The organism is Comamonas sp. FG99 (assembly GCF_057808605.1).
The window spans coordinates 1-21,905 of sequence record NZ_JBMDII010000035.1 but is presented as its reverse complement, the minus strand read 5'-3'; the positions used below and the strand labels follow the sequence as shown (position 1 = coordinate 21,905).

The 21,905-nt window shown below is 63.0% G+C and carries 18 protein-coding genes and 1 tRNA gene; 5 read left to right on the top strand and 14 right to left on the bottom strand.

Annotated elements, in window-relative coordinates:
• Window positions 1-15 precede the first annotated feature (15 nt).
• Together miaB and ACODRX_RS20165 are read right to left on the bottom strand one after the other, a co-directional pair.
• Window positions 16-1,344, bottom strand: a complete 1,329-nt coding sequence (gene miaB / locus ACODRX_RS20170; protein WP_488873324.1) for a tRNA (N6-isopentenyl adenosine(37)-C2)-methylthiotransferase MiaB — start codon at window positions 1,342-1,344, stop codon at window positions 16-18.
• Between the two features lie 195 nt (window positions 1,345-1,539).
• A complete protein-coding gene (locus tag ACODRX_RS20165) occupies window positions 1,540-2,334 on the bottom strand; it encodes a DODA-type extradiol aromatic ring-opening family dioxygenase (protein WP_488873323.1) in 795 nt (264 codons plus the stop codon).
• A gap of 212 nt (window positions 2,335-2,546) precedes the next feature.
• Here ACODRX_RS20165 and ACODRX_RS20160 point away from each other — a divergent pair, with 212 nt between their 5' ends.
• Window positions 2,547-3,515, top strand: coding sequence for a Bug family tripartite tricarboxylate transporter substrate binding protein (locus ACODRX_RS20160; protein WP_488873322.1), 969 nt, complete (start codon window positions 2,547-2,549; stop codon window positions 3,513-3,515).
• Complete coding sequence (locus ACODRX_RS20155) at window positions 3,515-4,714, top strand: M24 family metallopeptidase (RefSeq protein ID WP_488873321.1); 1,200 nt, start codon at window positions 3,515-3,517, stop codon at window positions 4,712-4,714. The genes ACODRX_RS20160 and ACODRX_RS20155 overlap by 1 nt, the downstream gene beginning before the upstream one ends.
• Here ACODRX_RS20155 and ACODRX_RS20150 read toward each other — a convergent pair.
• The 6 genes from ACODRX_RS20150 to ACODRX_RS20125 all read right to left on the bottom strand — a co-directional run bounded on the left by ACODRX_RS20150 (window position 4,698) and on the right by ACODRX_RS20125 (window position 10,151).
• Complete coding sequence (locus ACODRX_RS20150; RefSeq protein WP_488873320.1) at window positions 4,698-5,261, bottom strand: TetR/AcrR family transcriptional regulator; 564 nt, start codon at window positions 5,259-5,261, stop codon at window positions 4,698-4,700. The two genes, ACODRX_RS20155 and ACODRX_RS20150, sit on opposite strands and share 17 nt — an antisense overlap.
• A gap of 57 nt (window positions 5,262-5,318) precedes the next feature.
• Window positions 5,319-5,395: transfer RNA gene (locus ACODRX_RS20145), tRNA-Met, on the bottom strand.
• Between the two features lie 26 nt (window positions 5,396-5,421).
• Complete coding sequence (locus ACODRX_RS20140) at window positions 5,422-6,201, bottom strand: enoyl-CoA hydratase (protein WP_488873319.1); 780 nt, start codon at window positions 6,199-6,201, stop codon at window positions 5,422-5,424.
• 35 nt (window positions 6,202-6,236) lie between these two features.
• The gene (locus ACODRX_RS20135) at window positions 6,237-8,063 is read right to left on the bottom strand and encodes a M61 family metallopeptidase (protein WP_488873318.1); all 1,827 of its coding nucleotides are present in this window, start codon (window positions 8,061-8,063) and stop codon (window positions 6,237-6,239) included.
• A gap of 142 nt (window positions 8,064-8,205) precedes the next feature.
• Entirely contained in the window at window positions 8,206-8,928 is a 723-nt protein-coding gene (locus ACODRX_RS20130; protein ID WP_488873317.1) for a DsbC family protein, read from the bottom strand.
• Between the two features lie 71 nt (window positions 8,929-8,999).
• The gene (locus ACODRX_RS20125) at window positions 9,000-10,151 is read right to left on the bottom strand and encodes an FAD-dependent monooxygenase (RefSeq protein WP_488873316.1); all 1,152 of its coding nucleotides are present in this window, start codon (window positions 10,149-10,151) and stop codon (window positions 9,000-9,002) included.
• Between the two features lie 46 nt (window positions 10,152-10,197).
• Between ACODRX_RS20125 and ACODRX_RS20120 the strand changes: the two genes are divergently transcribed.
• Complete coding sequence (locus tag ACODRX_RS20120) at window positions 10,198-11,070, top strand: MOSC domain-containing protein (RefSeq protein WP_488873315.1); 873 nt, start codon at window positions 10,198-10,200, stop codon at window positions 11,068-11,070.
• 96 nt (window positions 11,071-11,166) lie between these two features.
• Here ACODRX_RS20120 and ACODRX_RS20115 read toward each other — a convergent pair whose 3' ends face one another.
• Complete coding sequence (locus ACODRX_RS20115; RefSeq protein ID WP_488873314.1) at window positions 11,167-11,481, bottom strand: DUF4148 domain-containing protein; 315 nt, start codon at window positions 11,479-11,481, stop codon at window positions 11,167-11,169.
• 263 nt (window positions 11,482-11,744) lie between these two features.
• On the opposite strand from ACODRX_RS20115, the gene ychF reads away from it, so the two are divergent.
• On the top strand, window positions 11,745-12,839 hold the full coding sequence (gene ychF, locus ACODRX_RS20110) for a redox-regulated ATPase YchF (RefSeq protein ID WP_488873313.1): 1,095 nt from the start codon (window positions 11,745-11,747) through the stop codon (window positions 12,837-12,839).
• Window positions 12,840-13,035: 196 nt separating this feature from the next.
• On the top strand, window positions 13,036-14,247 hold the full coding sequence (locus ACODRX_RS20105; RefSeq protein WP_488873312.1) for a tyrosine-type recombinase/integrase: 1,212 nt from the start codon (window positions 13,036-13,038) through the stop codon (window positions 14,245-14,247).
• Between the two features lie 189 nt (window positions 14,248-14,436).
• Here ACODRX_RS20105 and ACODRX_RS20100 read toward each other — a convergent pair whose 3' ends face one another.
• The 5 genes from ACODRX_RS20100 to ACODRX_RS20080 are packed head-to-tail and all read right to left on the bottom strand — an operon-like array spanning window position 14,437 to window position 21,896.
• Window positions 14,437-16,077 carry a type I restriction-modification system subunit M gene (locus ACODRX_RS20100; RefSeq protein WP_488873311.1) on the bottom strand — a complete coding sequence of 547 codons (1,641 nt, stop codon included), beginning with the start codon at window positions 16,075-16,077 and terminating at the stop codon, window positions 14,437-14,439.
• Window positions 16,074-17,210: an AAA family ATPase gene (locus ACODRX_RS20095; RefSeq protein ID WP_488873310.1), complete on the bottom strand. Its 1,137-nt coding sequence runs from the start codon at window positions 17,208-17,210 to the stop codon at window positions 16,074-16,076. The genes ACODRX_RS20100 and ACODRX_RS20095 overlap by 4 nt, the downstream gene beginning before the upstream one ends.
• A complete protein-coding gene (locus tag ACODRX_RS20090; RefSeq protein WP_488873309.1) occupies window positions 17,210-20,371 on the bottom strand; it encodes a DEAD/DEAH box helicase in 3,162 nt (1,053 codons plus the stop codon). The genes ACODRX_RS20095 and ACODRX_RS20090 overlap by 1 nt, the downstream gene beginning before the upstream one ends.
• On the bottom strand, window positions 20,368-21,153 hold the full coding sequence (locus tag ACODRX_RS20085) for a hypothetical protein (RefSeq protein WP_488873308.1): 786 nt from the start codon (window positions 21,151-21,153) through the stop codon (window positions 20,368-20,370). Before ACODRX_RS20085 ends, ACODRX_RS20090 begins: the two co-directional genes overlap by 4 nt.
• Window positions 21,150-21,896 (bottom strand): restriction endonuclease subunit S, encoded by a 747-nt coding sequence (locus tag ACODRX_RS20080; RefSeq protein WP_488873355.1) that lies wholly within the window; start codon window positions 21,894-21,896, stop codon window positions 21,150-21,152. The genes ACODRX_RS20085 and ACODRX_RS20080 overlap by 4 nt, the downstream gene beginning before the upstream one ends.
• Window positions 21,897-21,905 lie beyond the last annotated feature (9 nt).

Below are 21,905 nucleotides of genomic sequence, written 5' to 3'. Positions count from 1 at the left end.
TGGGCCTGGCGAAAATCAGCCGCGGGTCAGCACCTCGCCGCGCAGCGTATAGGTCTTGGCCTCGGTGATCTTCACGTCGACCAGCTGGCCGATCAGGCGCTCCTGGCCGGGGAAATTGACCACCCGGTTGCATTCGGTGCGGCCCATGAGCTCGCTGCCGTCGCGCTTGGACAGGCCCTCGACCAGGATGCGCTGCACCGTGCCCACGCGCTCCTCGCTGATCTCGTGGATGTTGCGGTTGATCACCGCCTGCAGCTCCTGCAGGCGGCGCAGCTTGAGCTCGTGCGGCGTGTCGTCGTGCAGGCTCGCCGCCGGCGTGCCGGGGCGCGGGCTGAAGATGAAGCTGAAGCTGTTGTCGAAGCGCACGTCGTGGATCAGCTTCATCATCTTCTGGAAGTCATCCTCGGTCTCGCCGGGAAAGCCCACGATGAAGTCGCTGCTCATCGCCAGGTCGGGGCGGATGGCGCGCAGCTTGCGGATGGTGCTCTTGTACTCCATGGCGGTGTAGCCGCGCTTCATCGCCATCAGGATCTTGTCGCTGCCGTGCTGCACCGGCAGGTGCAGGTGGCTGACCAGCTTGGGTATCTTCGCGTAGGCCTCGATCAGCCGCGGCGTGAACTCGTTGGGGTGGCTGGTGGTGTAGCGGATGCGCTCGATGCCGGGGATCTCGGCCACGTATTCGAGCAGCAGCGCGAAGTCGGCGATCTCGTCCGTGTCGCCCATCTTGCCGAGGTACGCGTTCACGTTCTGGCCCAGCAGCGTGACTTCCTTCACGCCCTGGTCGGCCAGGCCCGCGACCTCGACCAGCACGTCCTCGAACGGGCGGCTCACCTCTTCGCCGCGCGTATAGGGCACGACGCAGTAGCTGCAGTACTTGGAGCAGCCTTCCATGATCGAGACGAAGGCCGATGCGCCTTCCACGCGCGCGGGCGGCAGGTGGTCGAACTTCTCGATCTCGGGAAAGCTGATGTCGACCTGGGGCTTGTGCTTGGCCGCGCGCGCGTTGAGCAGCTCGGGCAGGCGGTGCAGCGTCTGCGGGCCGAAGACCACGTCCACGTAGGGCGCGCGCTTGATGATCTCCTCGCCCTCCTGGCTGGCCACGCAGCCGCCCACGCCGATGAGCACGCCGCGCTCCTTGAGGTGCTTGACGCGGCCCAGGTCGGAGAACACTTTTTCCTGCGCCTTCTCGCGCACCGAGCAGGTGTTGAACAGGATCAGGTCGGCCTGCTCGGGATCGTCGGTGAGCTCATAGCCCTGGGCGGCGCCCAGCACGTCGGCCATCTTGTCCGAGTCGTACTCGTTCATCTGGCAGCCGAAGGTTTTGATGAAGACTTTCTTGGGCATGGTGCTTGCAATGGAAAACGCTTCCAGCGCTTGGCAGGCAAGCGTTGGAAGCTATTGATTCAGGAATGCGGTCAGCGCCAGGCCAGCAGGAACGGTGCGGCGAAAAGCGCGCGGCGGCGCGCGGCAGCGGTCATCGGGGGGCAGCGGTTCATGGTGTATATCCAGGGGCTGAACCGCGTATTCTACAAAACTGCGTCAGGCGGCATCCAGCCGGTAGCTGGAGACGCTGAGGCCGCCGACGAAATCCTCTTCGTGGTAGACGCGGGTGGCGGCATCGCCCTCGGCGGCGCCCACCGCCACCATCAGCGGCAGCAGGTGCTCTTCGCGCGGATGCGCCAGGCGCGCGGCCGGTGCCGATTCCCAGTCCGCCAGCCGCTGGCTGCGCTCGGCGGCAGCGGAGTTCATGGTGTCCCGGAGCCAGTCGTCGAAGGCCTTGGAAGGCAGGCGCGCCTGCGGGCCGAAGGCACGCAGGTTGTGGTAGGAGAGGCCGCTGCCGATGATCAGCACGCCTTCGTCCCGCAAGGGCGCGAGCGCGCGGCCCAGCGCCAGGTGCTCGGCCGGGTCGAGCCCGCGCCTGAGCGACAGCTGCACCACCGGCACCTGGGCCTCGGGGTAGATGGCCTGCATCGGCGAGAACATGCCGTGGTCGTAGCCGCGCTCGTGGTCCAGCGCCTGGGGCAGGCCGGCCGCCTGCAGCAGCTGCGCCACGCGCTGCGCCAGCGCGGGCGAGCCGGGCGAGCGGTAGTGCACGTGGTAGGTGTGCTCGGGAAAGCCGCCGTAGTCGTAGATCATGCCCGGCTGCGGCGTGGCCTGCACGGTGAAAGCCGGCGCCTCCCAGTGGGCCGACACCATGAGTATGGCCTCGGGCGTGCGCGGCAGCTGGCGCGGCATGTCGGCCAGCGCGGCCTCGAGCTGCCGGTAGGTGTCGCCCATCTCCGCCTTCATCCACGGCCAGGGGCCGCCGCCGTGGGAGATGAAGTACACGGGCATGCGTGCGGCGAATGAGGTTTGCGGGGTGGGGGGCATGGCTGCGAATGTGGGTTGGATGTACTGCCGTTATAGATGAGGGCGGATGCCGGCTTTCAAGGCCTGTCGCGCACGGCCGATCATGGCCGGTGATGGCAGACCCTGGTGTTTACCCTTTGCCAAACCGCCGCTGCTTTCCTTGATAATTCATGTACCACTTGGTACATGGAAATGAAATGCGTAGAACCTATCTGAAAAATGCGCTGGCGACGCTGCTGTTGAGCAGCTTGGCCACAGGTGCTTGGGCGCAAGGCGCCTGGCCCGCCAAGCCTTTGCGGTTTGTGATTCCGCAGGCGGCGGGAACGAGCAACGACGTGCTGGCCCGCACGCTGGCGGACCAGTTGGCCCGTGAGCTCAAGCAAGCCGTCGTGGTGGAAAACAAGCCTGGCGCCAATGGCTCGCTGGCGGCCAGCTTTGTGCTGTCGCAGCCTGCCGATGGCTACACCTTGTTCATGGCGGGGGTCTCCAACCTGGCGTGGAATCCGTACCTGTACAGCAACCTGCCCTACGATCCGGCGCGCGATTTCGAAGGCGTTGCGGTTTTTGCCGACACGCCCTTCGTGTCCATCGTCTCGCCCAAGCTGGGCGTGAAGAGCTTCGCCCAGTTCAAGGCGCTGGTCCAGAAGAGCCCGGGCAAGTACACCTATGCGTCGGCCGGCATAGGCAACTCCACCCACCTGGCCACCGAACTGATCAAGAAGCAGGTCGGCCTGAAGATGGAGCATGCACCGTTCAACGGCCCGGGCGCCACGACCAGCGTGATTGCGGGAGACACGCCTTTCATGACCACGCCACCCGGCGCGATCTCGGAAATGATCAAGTCCGGCAAGCTGGTGGCCATCGCCGTCACGGGCGACAAGCGCCTGAAGGCCTTTCCCGACGTGCCGACCTACAAGGAGCTGGGCTATGACATCGCGGTGCCGGGCTGGTATTCCATCGTGATGAAGAAGGGCACGGACCCACAGATCGTGCAAAAGCTCAACCAGGCCATCAACCAGGCGCTGCAGACCCCAGCCGTGCAGGAGCGCATGCGGGCGCAGTCGCTCGATGCCGTGATTTCACAGCCGCCGGATGTGAAAGCCTACATGGAGCGCGACGCCAAGGGCTGGGGCGGGTTGATCAACGAACTGGGTATCAAGCAGTAATGCCGAAGCTGACTACCAAAACCTTTGAACAGCGCAAGCAGGCCATGCAGGCGCTGATGCACAGCCATGGCGCGGATGCCATTGTCTTCACCTCGGCCGACTTCATCCAGTATGCGACCAACTTCGCGGTGGATGTGCTGCCCTGGGAGCGCCCGATCTTCACGGTGGTGACCGCCGACGGCCAGTTGCACGCGGTCTTCAACGAGCTGTCGACCAATCACACGCATTTCTCGATCGAGAAGGGCGACTTGTGGGTGGGGCTGGAGCAGATCAGCTTCTACGCCGAGCACCCGCGCATCACCAACCGGATTGCGCTGGTGAGCGAATTGCCGGCGCTGCTGGCATCGGTTCTGCGCGCGCTGGGGCTGGCTGGCAAGCAGCTGATGGCCGATGGCGTGACCGGCGTGCTGCAGCAGGCCGTGGCCCTGCTGCCTTCGACCCGCGTGAGCGCCATGCCGCTGGCCTTGCGCTCGCTGCGCTGGGTGAAGAACGACGAGGAGCTGGCCATCATGCGCGCATTGGCCGCGTTGACCGACTGGACGCAGCAGCGCTTCAAGGAGCTGTACCGCCCGGGCCTGCAGACCCAGGTGCTGGATTTCCAGGTGGCGGCGCTGATGGCCGAGGAGGCCGCCAAGCGCTTTGCGGGCGAGAGCTTCGAGGTGCTGCGCTGCTGGACGCTGAGCGGCCCGGCATCGGCCTCGCCCCATGGCGACGGTGCCAACTGCGGCGCGGTCATCGGCAAGGGCGACACCATCGTCAACTTCGTGCTGCCGCGGCTCAATGGCTACTACGTCGAGAACGAGCGCACCTGGTTTGCAGGCAAGCCCAGCGACATGCAACGGCGTTGCTTCGAGACCGCGCGCGAGGCCACGGCGGCGGGGGTGGCCGCCGCGCGGCCCGGCAACCGGGTCTGCGACATCGACGCGGCCGCGCTGGCGGTGATCCACAAGGCCGGGCTGGAGGAGCATGTGCTGCATCGTACCGGACATGCCGTGGGCCTGATGCTGCACGAGTACCCCGAGGACATGGCCTTCAATTACCGCGCGCTGCTGGCGGGCGAGGTCTATTCGTCGGAGCCCGGGCTGTATGTGCGCGGGCTGGGCGGCTTTCGTATTGACGACACGGTGGTGGTGGGCGACACGCCCGAGGTGCTGGTGGCCACGCCGAACACGCTGGAGTTCGCTACGCTCGACGTGTGAGCTGCGCCAATAGCATCTGGTCGAACAGCTGTGCGGCCTGGGCGATGTTCTCGGCCTCCTGCGTCAGCAGCAGGTCCAGCATCAGCCCGCGTATGCAGGCCAGGCGCAGGCGGGCGTACTGCGCGGCTTCGCCGGCGGCCAGCCGGTAGTGCTGCGCATAGCTCGCCGCCAGCAGGCCCAGCCATTCGTTGACGAATGAGCCCACAAAGGCCTCGTGCTCCTGCGGAGCGCGCAGGACCTTCACATAGATCTCGAAGATGATGCGAAAGATCCGCTGGTACTCTGGCGTGGAGAAGTAGGCCCAGGCCCGCGAGATGCCCGCGTCGGGTGCGGCCTGCTGGCTGGCGAAGTACTTGCGCGACTTGTCCAGCTCGATCCGGCGGATCTCGTTGATCAGCGCCTCCCAGAAGCCCTCGGAGCCGCCGAAGTGGTAGTTGATCATGCGGTGGCTGGTGCCTATGCCCTGCGCGATGGTGCGGATGGACTCGTCGGCCAGGCCGTGTTCGAGCACATAGGCCGCCGCGTTCTGGATGATGCTTGTCTTCAAGGCCAGGCTCCGCAAAGCAAAAAGCCCTGTCTTGCGAACAGGGCTTGCTGCTGTATGTGGTGGTCGTAGTGGGACTTGAACCTACGACATCAGCATTATGAATGCTGCGCTCTAACCAACTGAGCTATACGACCGGAAGACCAGCATTATATACACATTTTCAGGTGTTCGTGAAATTCGCCGCGCGCTTGTTGACGAAGGCGTCCATGCCTTCCTTCTGGTCGTTGGTGGCGAACAGCGCATGGAACAGGCGGCGCTCGAACATCACGCCGTCGGACAGGCCGCCCTCGAAGGCGCGGTTGACCGATTCCTTGACCGCCATCACCGCGATCTGCGAGAAGCCGGCGATGATGAGCGCGGCGCCCAGCGCTTCTTCCATGAGCTTGTCGGTGGGCACCACGCGGCTGACCAGGCCGGCGCGCTCGGCCTCGGTGGCGTCCATCATGCGGGCGGTGAGGGCCATGTCCATGGCCTTGGCCTTGCCCACCGCGCGGGGCAGGCGCTGCGTGCCGCCGGCGCCGGGGATGACGCCGAGCTTGATCTCGGGCTGGCCGAACCTGGCGTTCTCGGCGGCGATGATGAAGTCGCACATCATCGCCAGCTCGCAGCCGCCGCCCAGCGCGAAGCCGCTGACGGCGGCGATCACCGGCTTGCGGATGCTGCGGATGGTTTCCCAGTTGCGGGTGATGTAGTCGCCCCTGTAGGCGTCGGCGAAGCTGTACTTGGCCATGGCGCCGATGTCGGCGCCGGCGGCAAAGGCTTTTTCGCTGCCGGTGATGATCATGCAGCCGATGCGTTCGTCGGCGTCGAAGGCCTGCAGGGCCGCGCCCAGCTCATTCATGAGCTGGTCGTTCAGCGCGTTGAGCTGCTTGGGGCGGTTCAGCGTGATGATGCCGACTTTGTCCGCCTCGGTGCGGACTTCGATCATTTCGTATGCCAAGGGAGTCTCCTGTAGATCAGATGAGGCGCTGCCTACTATACCGAGGGATTGAGCCAGCGGTCGACCAGGCTGGCGTCGCGGATCGCGAGGGTGACGGTGGAGCCGTCGCCGCTGGCCGCATCGGCCTGTTTTTTGGCAGCTTTTGCACCGGCGCCGGCAAGGGCGAGCGGCAGCCGCAGCAGGCGCTGGTCGCGCGCCACCAGCGCCTGCACGCTGGCGGCGGCGCCGGCATAAAGCGGCAGGTCTTCGAGCCGGCGCAGGCGCCAGGCCTGCAGCTGGCCGTTCAGCACGTGCTCGATGCCCAGCCATTCGTCGCCGGCCATCATGCCGGCGGCCTCGGCCGGGCCGCCGCGCAGTATGGTCTTGACGGTGAGCGCGCCGCCGGCCTCGGCCACGCGCAGGCCCAGCTGCTGGGCGAGCTGGGGCTTGTCGTCCTGGCAGTGCACGCCGTGCGCGGCGAGCAGCTCGGCCAGCGGCAGCTCGGCCGTGCCGTGCACCCAGGCGGCGATCTCGCCGGCCCAGCTGCGGCCGCTGAGCTCGTGCAGCACCTGCAGCAGGTCGTCCTCGCGCATGGGGCCGCCCTTGCAGCGCTTGTAGAGCGCGCGCATCACCTGGTCGAGCGTGGCGGCGCCTTGCCTGCGCAGGGCCAGGTCCAGGCACAGGGCCACCAGGCTGCCCTTGGTGTAGTAGCTGACGGTGGCGTTGGGCGTGTTCTCGTCCTGGCGGTAGTACTTGACCCAGGCGTCGAAGCTGGCCTGGGCCACGCTTTGCAGCAGGCGGCCCGGGGTCTGCTGCACCTGGTTGATGGTCTTGTTGATGAGCCTGAGGTATTCGGCGTTGTCGATCAGGCCGGCGCGGCGCAGCAGCAGGTCGTCGTAGTAGCTGGTGAAGCCCTCGAAGAACCACAGCAGCGCGGTGTAGTTCTCCTGCTCGTAGTCGATCTGCGCCAGCTCGATCGGGCGCAGGCGCTTGACGTTCCAGGTATGGAAGTACTCGTGGCTGATGAGGCCGAGCAGCGTGGTGTAGCCGGCGCCGGGCTTGGCTGCGCCAGGGCCCTCGGGCTTGCGCGGCAGGTCGCGGCGGCTGCAGACCAGGGCGGTGGAGTTGCGGTGCTCCAGGCCGCCGTAGCTGTCGTCCTGCACATTGAGCATGAAGACGTAGCGCGAGAAGGGCGGTCGGCCCTTGGGGTGCCACAGGCGGATCTCGGCCTCGCAGATTTTCCGGGTGTCGGCGATCAGGCGCTCGCCGTCGAAGCTGGGCGCGGCGCCCGCGACCACGAAGCGGTGCGGCACGCCGCAGGCGGTGAATTCGGCGCTCCAGAACTCGCCCATCTCCACCGGGCAGTCCACCAGCTCGTCATAGCCGGCGGCGTGGTACAGGCCAAAGCCGCGCTTGTTGACCCGGGCGGGCGTGAGGCCGGTGGCCAGCTGCCAATGGCGGGTGTGCGGCTGGCCGCCGGGCGGGCGGATGTGGACCGCGTGCAGCTCCTGCTCCTGGCCGTGCACGCGCAGGAACACGCTGGTGCCGTTGAAGAAGCCCCGCTGGCTGTCCAGCCACGCGGTGCGCACCGAGCTGTCGTAGGCGCAGACCTGGTAGCGCAGCGTGAGCATGCCGTCCGCGCTGCAGGCCAGCTGCCAGCTGTTCTTGCCCAGCTGCTGCGCGGCTATCTGCTGGCCGCCCTGGTAGGCCGCCAGGCCCTGCAGGTTCTTGGCGAATTCGCGCACCAGGTAGCTGCCGGGTATCCACACCGGCAGCGACACGCGCTGGCCGGCCTGGGGCCGCAGCACGTTGAGCGTGACCTCGTACAGGTGCGCGTGCAGGTCGGCGGGGGTGATGGTGTACTGGATTGCGTGGATCGCCATGGAAGAATGCGTTCTGGTAAAAAGAATAGCTGCTAGCGCAGGTATTCAGTGGATTTCAGATGGTTTTGTATCTGAAACTCAATGAATACCTGCACAAGCAGCTATGTTTTTTGTTGTCTATGGATTGTCGGGGCGTTGTGGCTCAGCTGCCTGCGGCCTTGATGCGTTTTTCCAGCTCGACCCCGGTGATGGCGCCCGGCACGCGGGTGCCGTTGGCAAAGAAGATCGTGGGCGTGCCGGTGATCTTGTACTTGCGCCCGAACTCCATGTTGCGCTGCACCGCGGACACGTCGCACGAGGCGCTGGCGGCGGGGGCGTCCTTGCCCTTGGTCATGTGCTCGGTCCATTCCTTGCCGGGGTCCTTGGCGCACCAGATGTTGCGCGATTTCTCCACCGAGTCGGGGCTGAGGATGGGGTAGAGGAAGGTGTAGACGGTGACGTTGTTCACGCCCTGCAGCTCTTTTTCGAAGCGCTTGCAGTAGCCGCAGTTGGGGTCTTCGAACACCGCGATCTTGCGCGAGCCGTCGCCGCGCACCACCTTGATCGCATCCTTGAGCGGCAGGCTGTTGAAGTCCACCGCAGTGAGCTTGTTGAGCCGGTCCTCGGTCAGGTTGCGGTGCGCCTGGGTGTCGATCAGCTCGCCCTGGATCAGGTAGTTGCCCTTGGCGTCGCTGTAGAACACGTCGGTGCCCACGCGCACCTCGTACAGGCCCGCCATGGGGGTGGCCGATACCTCGTCGATGTTCTGCAGCTGGGGGATGCGCTCGGACAGCGCCTTGCGGATCGCGGCCTCCTGCGCCTGGGCGTGGGCCGGCAGGCCCAGCAGCAGCGCAGCGCCGCCCAGCAGGGTGGGAAGAAGTCGCACGGTGATCTTTGCTTGCATAGATGTATGGGTGGTGTAGACAGTAGGCCTGCGCGGTTGGTGCAGGGGGGCGCTCAAAAGTTCACTCCCATCGCCTGGCGGGTAACCCAGGCCTTGAGCAGGCCGCTGCGCTCGAAGCCGTTCATGCCCCAGTTGCGCAGGCTGGACAGCGCCGGCTCGGGGCGCGCGAACAGCTGCTGCAGCCCGTCCATCACCAGCCCCATCGGCAGCAGGCCGGCCTTGCGCTCGCGCTCGTAGCGGCGCAGCACCCGCAAATCGCCCAGCCGGCGCCAGCGGCCCTGGCTGTCGCACAGCAGCCGGGCCAGCGCGGCCACGTCGGCCAGGCCCAGGTTCAGGCCCTGGCCCGCGAGCGGGTGCACCGTATGGGCCGAATCGCCAGCCAGCACCCAGCTGCCCGTGGCCGGGCCCGCGCCCGGCGGCATGCTGCCGCACCAGCGGGCGGCCAGCGCCTGCTGCAGCGGCCAGCTGGCGCGCGGCGCGCAGCTCGCCAGCGCGCCCAGGCTGCCGTGGCTGGCCGACTGCAGCGCCTGGGCAAAGGCGGCGTCGTCCATCTGCAGCAGGGCCGGGGCCTGCGCCGCGGGCACCGACCAGACCACCGCCACCGTATGGCCTGCGGGCCCGTCCAGCGGCAAAAAGGCCAGGATGTCGCCGGCGGTGGAGAACCATTGCCGCGCCACCTGCCCATGCGGCAGCTCGGCGGCGAGGCGCGTGGCGATCGCCGTCTGGTGGTAGGGGGCGGTCGAGAAATCGATGCCGAACTCCTCGCGGGTGCGGCTGTGCTTGCCCTCGCACACCACGGTCAGCTCGGCGGCCACGGGCTCGGCCAGCACCTCGACCATGGGCTGGTAGCGCACGGCGGCGGCCAGCTGCGCCTCGAGCGCGGGCACGTCGACGATCCAGTTCAGCGCCTCCACGCCCTGCTGCGCGGCATCGAAATGCACCTGGCCGCCCATGTCGCCCTGCACCTGCATGCGCAGCACCGGCGTGGCACAGTCCGGCTCGGGCCAGCTGCGCACCGCCTGCAGCAGCTGGCGCGAGGCCTGGTTGAGCGCGTAGGCGCGCACATCGGAGTGGCCACAGAGCGCGGCAGGGCCGGCGGGCGCGTCGACCAGGGCCACGCGCAGCCGCTCCCGGGCCAGCAGCAGCGCCAGGGCGCGGCCTACAATGCCTGCGCCGCGAATACATACGTCAAAGTGGGGAGCCATAGGCTGGCTATTGTAGGGGCGCCCCATTCGCGGGACCGAGACTGACATGGATGCATTTGATATAGCCGGGCATATCGCCCGCATGTGGACCTATCCCATCAAATCCTGCGCGGGCATCGCGCTGGCCGAGGCCCGGCTGCTGCCCACCGGGCTGGAGCACGACCGCCGCTTCATGCTGGTGGACGGGCAGGGCGAATTCCTGACCCAGCGCAGCCTGCCGCGCATGGCGCTGATCCAGCCGCGCCTGCCGGGCGACGGCACGATGGAGGTCACCGCCCCCGGCATGCCGCCGCTCGGCGTGGAGATGGACTTCGCAGGCGGCGAGCGCCCCGTCCAGGTCTGGGACGACCGCGTGCAGGGCATCGCGGCGCCGGCGGAGGTGAACCAGTGGTTCAGCGACTTCCTGGGCCGGGACTGCACCCTCGTGCGCTTCGCCCCCGGACAGCGCCGCCTGGCCAGCATGAAATGGACGCGCGGCATGGAGGCGCCCACGCAGTTTGCCGACGGCTACCCGCTGCTGGTCATCAGCGAGGCCGCGGTGCAGGAGCTGAACGAACGGCTGGCGCAGGCCGGCCACGCGCCCGTGGGACCGGAGCGCTTTCGCCCCAATCTGTTGATCGGCGGCTGGCAGGCGCACGACGAAGACCGGGTGGAGGAATGCGCCATCCGCCTCGATGCCGAAGACGCCTGGTTGCGGCTCGCCCTGGTCAAGCCCTGCGCGCGCTGCCCCATCCCCGACATCGATCCGCAGACGGCGCAAAGCCGCCCCGGCGTCAGCGACACCCTGCGCGGCTACCGCCAGGACGCGCGGCTTGGCGGCGCCATCACCTTCGGCATGAACGCCATCGCGCTGCAGCCCGGCGAGGCGGCGCTGCTGGCCGTGGGCAATGCGGTCGGCGGCATGCTGCAGTTCGACTGAAGGCGGCCCCGCAAAAAAGAGAAAAAGCCGCTGATCGCTCAGCGGCTTTTTGCGGCTTGCAGGCACCGGGCCTGCATCGTGGGGCCTTCGTGGCGCTTATTCGCCGTAGCTTTCGCCTTCGAAGCTATGGCCCGACTGCGCGAACTGAGCGGCTTGCTGGCGCACGGCTTCGCGGCTCAGCGTCGAGGCGCCCTGGGCTTCACGGGCATTCACGCTGTCACCCACCATGGCCATGGTGCCGTTGCGCATGGCCTGCACGGTCTGGGCCTGCACTTCGGCGCGGCTGAGCGTGCTGGTGGTGGCCACGGCGGGAGCCTGCGAGGCCTCGCCTTCGAAGATCGACGAAGCCTGGGCGGCGGCAGCGCCAAAAACCAGGGAAGCGGCAACAGCAAAAATACGGGCGTTCAACATTTTCAAATTCCTTTCAACAGTGGCGGCGGGCCGATCTGACGGGCCGCGTCGTTGAGCGATAGCGCCGATGTCCGTGCTTTTGTTCAACGATGTACGAAGTTTAAAACTACAAAATTCTGAGATAAACCGTCGCCAGCGGAACTCATTGTCATGAAATTGACAACAATAAGTGCTAGCGAAAGGGGATTGGCATGGCATCGCTGTGCTATGCGCGTGGGCGGTAAAATGCCGGGTTTGACCGAGAAAACACAGAAAGCCCTGCCATGAGCCTGAAATGCGGCATCGTCGGCTTGCCCAACGTGGGCAAGTCCACCCTCTTCAACGCGCTGACCAAGGCCGGCATTGCGGCCGAGAACTACCCCTTCTGCACCATCGAGCCGAACACCGGCGTGGTGGAAGTGCCCGATCCGCGCCTGGACCAGCTGGCCGGCATCATCACGCCCGAACGCATTGTGCCGGCCATTGTCGAATTCGTGGACATTGCCGGCCTGGTGGCCGGCGCCTCCAAGGGCGAAGGCCTGGGCAACCAGTTCCTGGCGCACATCCGCGAGACCGACGCCATCGTCAACGTGGTGCGCTGCTTCGAAGACCCGAACGTGATCCACGTCGCCGGCCGGGTCGACCCGATCGCCGACATCGAGGTCATCCAGACCGAGCTGTGCCTGGCCGACCTGGCCACGGTGGAGAAGGCGCTGAACCGCTACAGCAAGGCCGCCAAGTCGGGCAACGACAAGGAAGCGGCCAAGCTGGTGGCGCTGCTCACGCCCATCCAGGCCGCGCTCGACCAGGGCAAGCCCGCGCGCACCGTACCGCACAGCAAGGAAGACGCGCCGCTGCTCAAGCAGTTCTGCCTGATCACCGCCAAGCCGGCGATGTTCGTCGGCAACGTGGCCGAGGACGGCTTCGAGAACAACCCGCTGCTCGACAAGCTCAAGGAATACGCGGCCGCCCAGGGCGCGCCCGTGGTGGCCATCTGCGCCAAGATCGAGGCCGAGATGGCCGAGATGAGCGACGAGGACCGCGACATGTTCCTGGATGAGATGGGCCTGGAGGAGCCGGGCCTGAACCGCCTGATCCGCGCCGGCTTCAAGCTGCTGGGCCTGCAGACCTACTTCACCGCCGGCGTGAAGGAAGTGCGCGCCTGGACCATCCACGTGGGCGACACCGCGCCGCAGGCGGCCGGCGTGATCCACGGCGACTTCGAGCGCGGCTTCATCCGCGCCCAGACCATCGCCTTCGACGACTTCATCCAGTACAAGGGCGAGCAGGGCGCCAAGGACGCAGGCAAGATGCGCGCCGAAGGCAAGGAATACATCGTCAAGGATGGGGATGTGATGAATTTCTTGTTTAACGTCTGACGATTTTTGCTGGATCTCGGTGGCGCTCAGTAGCGCTTGGTGGACGGATTGACCCGTTTTAAATCAATGGGTTGCAGAAACAATACGGTCTATTGAGCGTTCCTATTGTTCATCGAGGTCTAGAAAATTCGGGGGTAGCGTTGGGGGTACTCGTGTTCAACCGTGGGGGTACATCTCCCCGCAGTGGAGTCCAACGATGCCCGAAAATCTACTCACCGACCTCAAGGTCAGGTCGGCCAAATCGACTGATCGAGATTGGAAACTTTCAGACGGCGGGGGCCTGTTCCTGCTGGTCAAGCCCACCGGCGGCAAGCTCTGGCGGTGGAAGTACCGCCTGCAAGGCAAGGAGAACCTCTTTGCCATTGGCGGCTTTCCTCAAGTAAGCCTTGCGGAGGCACGTGCCGCCCGCGAGAAAGCGCGTGCCTTGGTCAAGCAAGGCATTCATCCTGCCCATGAGCGGCAGCAGGTCAAGCAGCGCAACCTCGAAGCGCTGGAGGAGCGCAAGCGCGCTCGTGAAAGCTCGTTTGCCAAGGTGGCGCAGGCGTACCTGGCCGAGATCAAGCCAGTCTTTGCGCTCAGTTCCTACCGCACGAAAGAGTCACGCATCAGGAAGTACCTGTCACCCAAGTTCGATGGGTTGCCGATGAGCGACATCGGCGTGAAGCAGATCCGACCGCTGCTGGAGGAGTGCAAGGCCCACGGCGCGTGGGCGGCCATCCACGTCAAAGGCGATCTTTCGGCCATCTTCGAGTTCGCGGTGGTGCGTGGTTTGGTCGAGGCCAATCCGATCCCCAGTCTGCGCGGGCTGCTGCGCGTGCCGTTCAGCGAGAGCAAGGCGGCGATGACGCGAGAGCAAATCCAGAAGTTCTATCAGGAGTTGCGTGGCTACCGGGGCTATCCGGAGACTTCGCTGTGCCTGCGGTTGATTGCTCTGACCGCCTGCCGTCCAGGAGAAGCGGCGGATGCCGAGTGGGACGAGTTCGACTTTGAGGATGCACTGTGGCGTCGGCCTGCGGCGAAGATGAAAGCGCGGCGCGATCATGTCAGTCCGTTGTCGGTGCAGGCCATTGTCGTGCTGAAGGATTTGCAGTGCATCACGGGCGGTGGCCGCTATCTGTTCCCACACCGGAGCGGCAAGGGCTTTACTACGCCCAACCGGTTGACCTACGCCATGCGCGACATGAACCTGGGCAGGGGCACAACGCCGCATTGCTGGCGGACGACCTTTTCGACCTGGGCCAACGAGAACGGATACCGGCCTGATGCAATCGAGCGGCAGCTTGCCCACGTGGAAAGCAACAAGGTGCGTGCGACGTACAACAAGGCGCTGCTGCTGGATCAGAGAAGGACGCTGTTGCAGGACTGGGCGGACTATCTGAGTGCGGCGGAAGGCAGCGTCACGGCATAGGGGCGATTTGGCTGGGTGTTGCAGAGCGAATCGACAGGGGCGGCCTTTTTCCTTTTCTGGATAGGGCCGTTGCCCCTTGAGTGCCATTCTCTTGCCATTTGCTTTTGCCGAAGGCTGGGCGCAGGGAACGGGGTAAGCAATGAAATAAATGGGGTAATTTTTATTGGATTACCCCATTTGTTGGGTAGCTCAGGGAAGCAAAGGCAATCCCAGTTCAGCCAGATATTGGTTGTGATGTTTCTTGGCTTCGGCGATCTTTTGCTCGGCAGACACAAGGTTGGCGTGTACGGTCGCTAGGACGACTTCTTCCTCTGCTTCTGCTGTGCTTACGTAGCGCGAGATGTTGAGGTTGAAATCGTTCTTTTCGATTTCTTCCATGCTTACCCGGCGCGAGTAGCGCGGCTCTTCCTTACGGAACTGATAGGTGTTGATGATCTTTTCGATGTGCCCGATTTCACCATCAGGCATTTCGTTTGTTCTCAGTAGTTGGTTTTGGCGCTTGCCCTTCTCGAAGTGCTCCGGCCCGCTTGCGTTGATGAACAATACGTCGTCCGGCTTTTTGCACTTCTTCAGTACCAGGATGCACACAGGGATGCCTGTGGAGAAGAACAGGTTAGCGGGCAGGCCAATCACCGTGTCGATATGCCCGTCCTTCAGCAGCTTGGTGCGGATGCGTGCTTCGGCTCCGCCACGGAACAGCACACCGTGGGGCAGGATGATGGCCATCACGCCGTCTTGCTTCAGGAAGTGGAAGCCGTGCAACAGGAAGGCGAAGTCCGCTGCCGACTTTGGTGCCAGCCCATAGTTCTTGAAGCGGGTGTCCTCGCCCAGTGCCTCGCTAGGCTCCCAGCGGTAGCTGAACGGCGGGTTGGCCACAACGGCGTCGAACCGTGGCATTTTGCCCGGATTGGTTTCGCGCAGCATGTCCCACTCGTTGAGCAGGGTGTCGCCGTGGAAGATGTCGAACTCCGAATCCTTCATCCCGTGGAGCAGCATGTTCATGCGCGCCAGGTTGTAAGTGGTGATGTTCTTTTCTTGACCGTAAATCTTGCCGATACCGTGCGGCCCCATACGGTGTCGCACGTTGAGCAGCAGGGAGCCTGAGCCACAGGCAAAGTCGAGCACGCTATCCAGGTGCGAGCGCTTGCCCGTGGCGGGCTCCTGGCTATCCAGCGTGACGATGGCCGAAAGAATGTCTGAAATACGCTGTGGCGTGTAGAACTCGCCGGCTTTCTTGCCCGAGCCTGCCGCAAACTGGCCGATCAGGTACTCATAGGCATCGCCCAGGGTGTCGCTGTCGGTGGAGAACTGCCCTAGTCCCTTGGCGATTTCGGCGATGATCTTGCACAAGCGCGCATTGCGCTCGGGGTAGGCTTTGCCCAGTTTGTCGGAAGCCAGATTGATCTCCGAGAACAGGCCACGGAAGGTGCTGGCGAAAGATTCTTCCTCAATGTACTTGAAGCCGGCCTGCAAGGTGCTGAGCAGCTCCGCGTTCTGCGTACGGGCCATCTCGGCGATGTTGCCCCACAGATACTGGGGTTCAATCACGTAATGCACCTTACGGCGCATCTGCCTCTCGAATTCCGGCACATCGTCCAGGTTGCATTCGTACCAGAGCTGCAACGGGGTAGAGACCGGGCCATCAATCTGCTGTGGGTAGTCCCGCCCGAGCTCCTTCTGAGCTGCCGCCTCATAGTTATCCGACAGATAGCGAAGGAAGAGAAAAGCCAGCATGTAATCGCGGAAATCGTCCGCATTCATCGCGCCACGCAGTTGATCGGCGATAGCCCAGAGGGTCTTGCCCAGTTTTTGCTTTTCGGATTCGGTCATGGTGTACCTGCTGTTGCCGCCTCAGAAGCATGAGGGAACAAATCGGGATTGAAGGGATAGCGCTTGAGGAAGCCATCCAAAATCGTCTTGAAATAGGCCTTGTTCTCTTCCAGCATCGGCTGGGGCTCAAACAAGGAATAGTTACCGTGGCTCAGGATGTTGATGAGTCGCGCATGCAGCACGCCTTCAGGGTCGTCGGCATCGTCGGTCGGGATGCAGGCCGAGAAGTTCGAGAAGCCATGAAAGCTCGCCGATTTCTCCAGCACGGAGCGCAGCATGTTGAAGTGGTAAGTGTACAGCTCGCCTGACTGCTCGGCCTTGTACAACTCGGTCAGTACAGCCACATGGTGGAAGAATGGCGTCGCCCCGGTGTAGGCCAGGGTGTACGAGCCATCTGCCTTGGAACGCGAGAGAAAGTGCGCAGAGACTTTTTTTGACTTGCGCGCATCCAGCTCGTTGTGCATCACGTTGAAGAACAGCGGGTGGTGCGACGAAATAACTACCTTTAATAGGTTGTCCGCCTTGCCCAACACTTGTGCCAAGTGGTTGCCCACGGTGATGGCGTTATGCTCGTCCAGCGACGAAATCGGATCGTCGATATAAAGGTACTTCACCCACTGGTAAGCCTCGATTTCCGGGTCCATCGCCAATTCGACTACGGCGAGGAAGAAGCACCAGATGAAGATATTTTCCTCACCGCGCGATACCTTGATATTGTCAATGGTCTGTCCATCCACCAAGCGCGAGAAGCGCACGGCCCACTCTGGCTCCTGAGTGTCGATGCGGAAATCGAAATCCGCGTAACGCCGCAGCAGCGGGCGGATACGGTTGTCCATCTCCAGCTCGAATAGGCCCTGGAAAAAGCGTGACTCCTTATTGAGCAGCAAGCGCCTATCCTCATCACCTTCCAGATCGTTGTTCCAATGGAACAGATCTTCGGTGAAAGCGTTGAAATACAGCGTATCGCGGGCCTCGCCCTGCTTGCCGATGTTCTTGAAGGCCATGGACAGGCGCGTTTTACCCGTGCCGTTGTAGGCATAGAGCAGGATGGCCTTTTTGTTTTCCAGTTCGCTGCGCAGATGAGCCGCCAGCGCGGGAAGATCAGGAAAAAATGGCGGCGTATTCTGTTTCATCACTGAGCCCCATCCAGAATCATCCAAGCCTTGCGGTAGATAGCGCCTTCACGACCCAAGGCCTCGCTCCAAATCTGCTCTGGCAAGTTTTCCAGACGCTGGCGAATGGCAGGCAGAGAGTCCTCCCGGGTTAAGCGCAAGGCTTCTGCCAAACGTGGTGCAGCACGACGGGGAACCCCCAAGAGACGCAGAGAAACCGCCTCATCCGTGGCAACACCGTAGTAAACCTGCGATGGCAGATTCGATAACCGGTTACGCTCCTCATCATTCAGCTCTGCCGTGGTGATGGCCAGCAAGGCATTCAGGCCCCAGGACGTGGTATGGGTCAGTTTGCCAAACAGGTTTTGTCCGCACTTGGTCAAGGCAGTGACAGCATCTGCACCACCCTCGCTGAAATATTGCTCCGCGATATGGGCAATATCTGCCCCGTTTACCCAATCCTTCAGAATACGTGCCAGCTTGTCACCATCTGGTGATCTGCCACCCAGCACCGAATTCAGGTTGTCGCGCAATTCGGGTACTCGCAGCAGCACGCCCATCATGTTCTGCAGGGTGTTGTCACCAGAACGGAACAGCCGCTCACGATTCCAGGAATCCGGCCCCAGGTCGCCTTTATGCGTCAACACCGTCCTGATGCTTTGCAGTGAAAATCCGGTACTGTCGACCAGCTTTAGCGGTTGGGAAGGGCTGGCGAGATAATCGACATAGCGATGGATACCATTCAGCAAGCGGCGGGCAATCTGGCTATCCGATACGCGCAATTTCTCAAAACCAAAGGTGCCACGCAGTACCTGTTCGATCTGATCCGCAAAGTTCGATGGCTGCCCCATCTGGCGATATGTATGAGCCAGATACTGCAAGAAGCTCGACCATTCCGGATGGTGGTAAACGATGAGCCCCAGGTCTTCCAGCCCATCAGCCGCAGCACGCGCAATCTGAATCAGTGCAGAATTCAAGTCGCCCGTGTTTCGATTAATAAATTCTCGCCTTTGTGCTACTTCACTTTCATTCTTCGCGACCAGAGCAACCACACCGAGTTGGCCTTGAGAAACGCGCCCGGCACGACCGGCAATATTCCAGAAATCCTCAGGTGGCATGTCCTGACCAAAGGGATACTGGGTTGCCGCCATCACCACACCGCTGACCGGAAAGTTCACCCCCTGCGCAAGCGTGGTGGTGGCCGCCAAGGCATCCAGATGGCCTTGCTCGAACAGCCATTCCATCAACATGCGGACCTCTTCAGGCAGTCCGCCGTGATGTACACCGACTCGATGAGCAAGCAGATTGACCAGCGGAAACGCTACACCCAGCTCGGCAGCCACATAGTCCTGTACAAAACGCACATCGTCTGGCAATGCATCACTGCGATTGCTTTTCAGCTTTTCAGCCAGTTTCCAGACATAATCCGGGCGGCTATGCATGGCAATCACTGGGCCACGCGCTGACAGCTTGCGTGCGACCATCGCAGCCAAGGTACCAATATCCTTGGCTTTTGATAGAGAAGCAGCCAGCGCTTCTTCTTTACCCAGAGAAAAGTCCTCATCCAGACAAATGCTTGGGCGCGAGGTATGTACCGTCTGGAAGCTCAGCCGGTAATCCCGGCTTCGACCATTTAAGGCTCCGGCATCCAGCGGACTGACAATGCCAATGGCTCTATCATTGGGCTGCCAATCCACCCCCAGACTGATGTCGTCCGAGTTTTGACCACCTAACCAGCGCGCAACCTCTCGGGCGTTTTCAATAAAGGGGGTTAGCAACAGAAACTGCGCCTCGCGGCACTCCCGGTTGATGGTGGCCAGCAGCAGCTCGAGCCGCAGCCCGCGTTCCTTGTCCTGAATCGTATGGGCCTCATCCACTACCACCAGCGTCAGGGGGCGACCGATTTTTTCCTCCCAGCCCTGGCGCAGCATCAGGTCGAATTTTTCCGGTGTCGCCACCAGAACACGGAACTGGGTGTCGTCCTGCAAGTCCGCCAGCAGCCCGGCTTCGATGCCATTGACTTCCATCGCAGGGCTGACCCGTTCAACGATGACCCCCAGGGGATGGAAGTCACGCCGCAACTGTCGTGTGACCTGATTCACCAGTGCCCGGCTGGGCGCGAGATAGGCCACCCAGCCTTTCTGGTCGTCAAACTGGTTCAGCGCCTGCAACATGCGGAACTGGGCGATCAGCGTCTTGCCACTGGATGTCGGCAAGCTGACCACCACCGCACGACGACTGGAACCCAACAGTCCACGTTCTGCCAAGGTGCGCCGCTGGGGCGGCAACACGTCAAACAGTGCACAGTCGCCGCGCCCTCGGCCTACCAGTTCGCGCACGAATCGGGTGACCCGCGAGTTCACGGCACGGGTTACCGTCCACAGCGAGTTTTCCACCATCTGCGCGGCAGCGCGTGCCAGCAGGCGAGTCAGCGGCCCCAGATCCAGCAACTGGCCCGTATTGCAAGCAGCCAGAGCGCGGTCGAAATGCGAGTCCAGCAAAGGCTGTATCTGGTAGCTGTCTTCCACCACACCATCGGTGATGTAGTGAGCCAGTACATCGGCCGCCTTGGCCAGGTGATAGATGGCAATCAGCTCCAGCGCCGAACGCTTGGCGGTAAGTGGCTCGAAGGTGCCCAAATAGTCGCGCTCGAATGTTTGCTGGGCATCACGCAATGCCGCCACCCGCTCCAGCACGGCATCGCGGTCAGACCAGCCTTTCTTGCGCACCAAACGCAGCCAGATGTCGGTCAGCACCGCCCGGCAACGCTCGCCCCAATCCGCAGAATCCAGCGGCAAGGCTGGCGCGGTTTGATCGCCCTCCAGCGCCCGCAGCCAGCGGGCGGCATCCGCGCCACGATCACCGATCACAGCCAGGGCTGAAGCCCGCAAAAGCTGTGTGGCAGCTTCCATCGGCTCACAAGGCAAAGGCAGGACGCGCAGCAGACGGAAAGCATCTTCAGCCGCATGACGCATCACTTGTAGGGAGGCTGGATCATCGGCAAAGCGATCAAGCTCCATATCCAACACTGCTAGTTCCAGCGCGGTGGCCACATCCTGCATGGCTTGTGCGTCGAAGACTGGCGCTTCCGGCGACATTTCACGATAGAACTGCATCTGGTCAGCCTCGCGCAGCACCAGGCTACGCTTGTCCGCGATGGCATCGAGCAGCCAGTGGCTCATGCGCCACCTCCCTGCCAGACACGCTCAGGCAGTTGGGCAATCGACCAAGGCAGATACAGCGCCAGCAGGTGGCAGCAACTGGGGGCTTGCAAGCGACCTGCAAGGGTGCGGCCACGCGCCTGCAAATCGGTTTCACGTACGGTTTGGTCACGAATCAGTACACCAAACAACACCAGATCACGCTTCCCGCTGTTGAAATAGCGCGTGCAAGCGTTGTTGAAGGCCGTTTCATGCTCAGTACCTTTGATCCGGGGTAGCAGCCACTTGAGCAACTGGCAGAGGGTGGCAAGGTTGCTGGCGAGAGTATCCAGTTGGTGCGTCATGCCACTGCGCCCGCTCATGACCTGCGGCGGCGACTGGACTTCGGACGAGCATTTGACTTCCCCCAGTGCCAGCCGGTGGGATTCTCCATCGCGCTGAAAGCCCACGATATCCGCGCCGGGCAGGGAGGCAAAGGGATTGCGTTTGTCGCGCTCGGTATTCCACGGCAACACCACATCGTGCTGCGCTTCCAGCACGGCTTCGGCCAGCGCCTCACCGGCGGCCCAATCACGGGTTTCCGGCACCTCAGCCGCTAGCACTTCTTCCAGTGCATCCTGCCCCATGCCGGTCAGACTCAGCCCACGCAGATGCTCGGTCAGGGCATCATGGCCTGCCGCGTCGTGCAGGCGCGCGGCCACCGGCCCTTGCAAGAACGCGTCGAATGCATCGCCTTCTTGCGCGCAGTGTCCCTGCCAGGAAACGCAGTCCTGCCCGGACTGGTAGGCGGCCTGCCAGGTCATGCACTCACCTCATCCAGCGTCGGGAACAACTGCTGCATCAGGCCCTTCTTGTGGATCTTGAGGGCGTCGATTTTCTGGCTTTGGGTGGTGATAAGGTCGTCGAGAGACGACAGGTTTTCTGCGATTCGCTTTTGCTCATCAAGACCGGGGACAACAACTTCGATTTCCTCTAGGGTGGTCTTGTTCACAGATGGCACAGCTCCACCACAATGCCTGTTGAGGTCGATAAGCTGACTTAACAAATAGACGAAATAATCATCTGCAATGCCATCGATTGCTTTCAATCCTGTGGCGTTGTTGTCTATCAAGCACGCTTTCTGAACGTAGGCACGCCGATTTAGCCTAAGCGCCTCGCCAATCTTGGCAAACACCGTTGCACCTTTCGGGACTAGCTTTGCTTTCAGCTTCAACAGCTCGTCGTCGCCAACGTAGTTAGTCGCTTCGTCCAGAACACCACCTTTTTCGGCAACAGCTCTCGAAATATCGCTCACCTTGCAAAATGGATATTTTCCTTCGCTCTTGCCCTGTAGAACTTCAGGAAATCCGTAGCCCTGGAGCACGTTGCACACTTTGGAAAGCGGTTTCTCGCACCACTCCCCCGCCTCCCGAAACTCCGGAAACCGCAGTCGTGGCACGGTTTCGCCTTCGCGGGGGAAAAGCTGCTGCATCAAGCCCTTTTTGTGGGTCTTGAGGGTGTCTAGGGAAGGTCTGCAAAACCTCTCGTCAATCCGACTGGTGTGCAACCTGAGGAG

What these genes read in the sequence shown, in the direction of transcription:
- miaB (WP_488873324.1), bottom strand. Translation starts at nt 1,344, where the DNA reads ATGCCCAAGAAAGTCTTCATCAAAACCTTCGGCTGCCAGATGAACGAG.
- ACODRX_RS20165 (WP_488873323.1), bottom strand. Translation starts at nt 2,334, where the DNA reads ATGCCCGTGTACTTCATCTCCCACGGCGGCGGCCCCTGGCCGTGGATG.
- ACODRX_RS20160 (WP_488873322.1), top strand. Translation starts at nt 2,547, where the DNA reads ATGCGTAGAACCTATCTGAAAAATGCGCTGGCGACGCTGCTGTTGAGC.
- ACODRX_RS20155 (WP_488873321.1), top strand. Translation starts at nt 3,515, where the DNA reads ATGCCGAAGCTGACTACCAAAACCTTTGAACAGCGCAAGCAGGCCATG.
- ACODRX_RS20135 (WP_488873318.1), bottom strand. Translation starts at nt 8,063, where the DNA reads ATGGCGATCCACGCAATCCAGTACACCATCACCCCCGCCGACCTGCAC.
- ACODRX_RS20125 (WP_488873316.1), bottom strand. Translation starts at nt 10,151, where the DNA reads ATGGCTCCCCACTTTGACGTATGTATTCGCGGCGCAGGCATTGTAGGC.
- ACODRX_RS20120 (WP_488873315.1), top strand. Translation starts at nt 10,198, where the DNA reads ATGGATGCATTTGATATAGCCGGGCATATCGCCCGCATGTGGACCTAT.
- ACODRX_RS20115 (WP_488873314.1), bottom strand. Translation starts at nt 11,481, where the DNA reads ATGTTGAACGCCCGTATTTTTGCTGTTGCCGCTTCCCTGGTTTTTGGC.
- ychF (WP_488873313.1), top strand. Translation starts at nt 11,745, where the DNA reads ATGAGCCTGAAATGCGGCATCGTCGGCTTGCCCAACGTGGGCAAGTCC.
- ACODRX_RS20105 (WP_488873312.1), top strand. Translation starts at nt 13,036, where the DNA reads ATGCCCGAAAATCTACTCACCGACCTCAAGGTCAGGTCGGCCAAATCG.
- ACODRX_RS20100 (WP_488873311.1), bottom strand. Translation starts at nt 16,077, where the DNA reads ATGACCGAATCCGAAAAGCAAAAACTGGGCAAGACCCTCTGGGCTATC.
- ACODRX_RS20095 (WP_488873310.1), bottom strand. Translation starts at nt 17,210, where the DNA reads ATGAAACAGAATACGCCGCCATTTTTTCCTGATCTTCCCGCGCTGGCG.
- ACODRX_RS20090 (WP_488873309.1), bottom strand. Translation starts at nt 20,371, where the DNA reads ATGAGCCACTGGCTGCTCGATGCCATCGCGGACAAGCGTAGCCTGGTG.
- ACODRX_RS20085 (WP_488873308.1), bottom strand. Translation starts at nt 21,153, where the DNA reads ATGACCTGGCAGGCCGCCTACCAGTCCGGGCAGGACTGCGTTTCCTGG.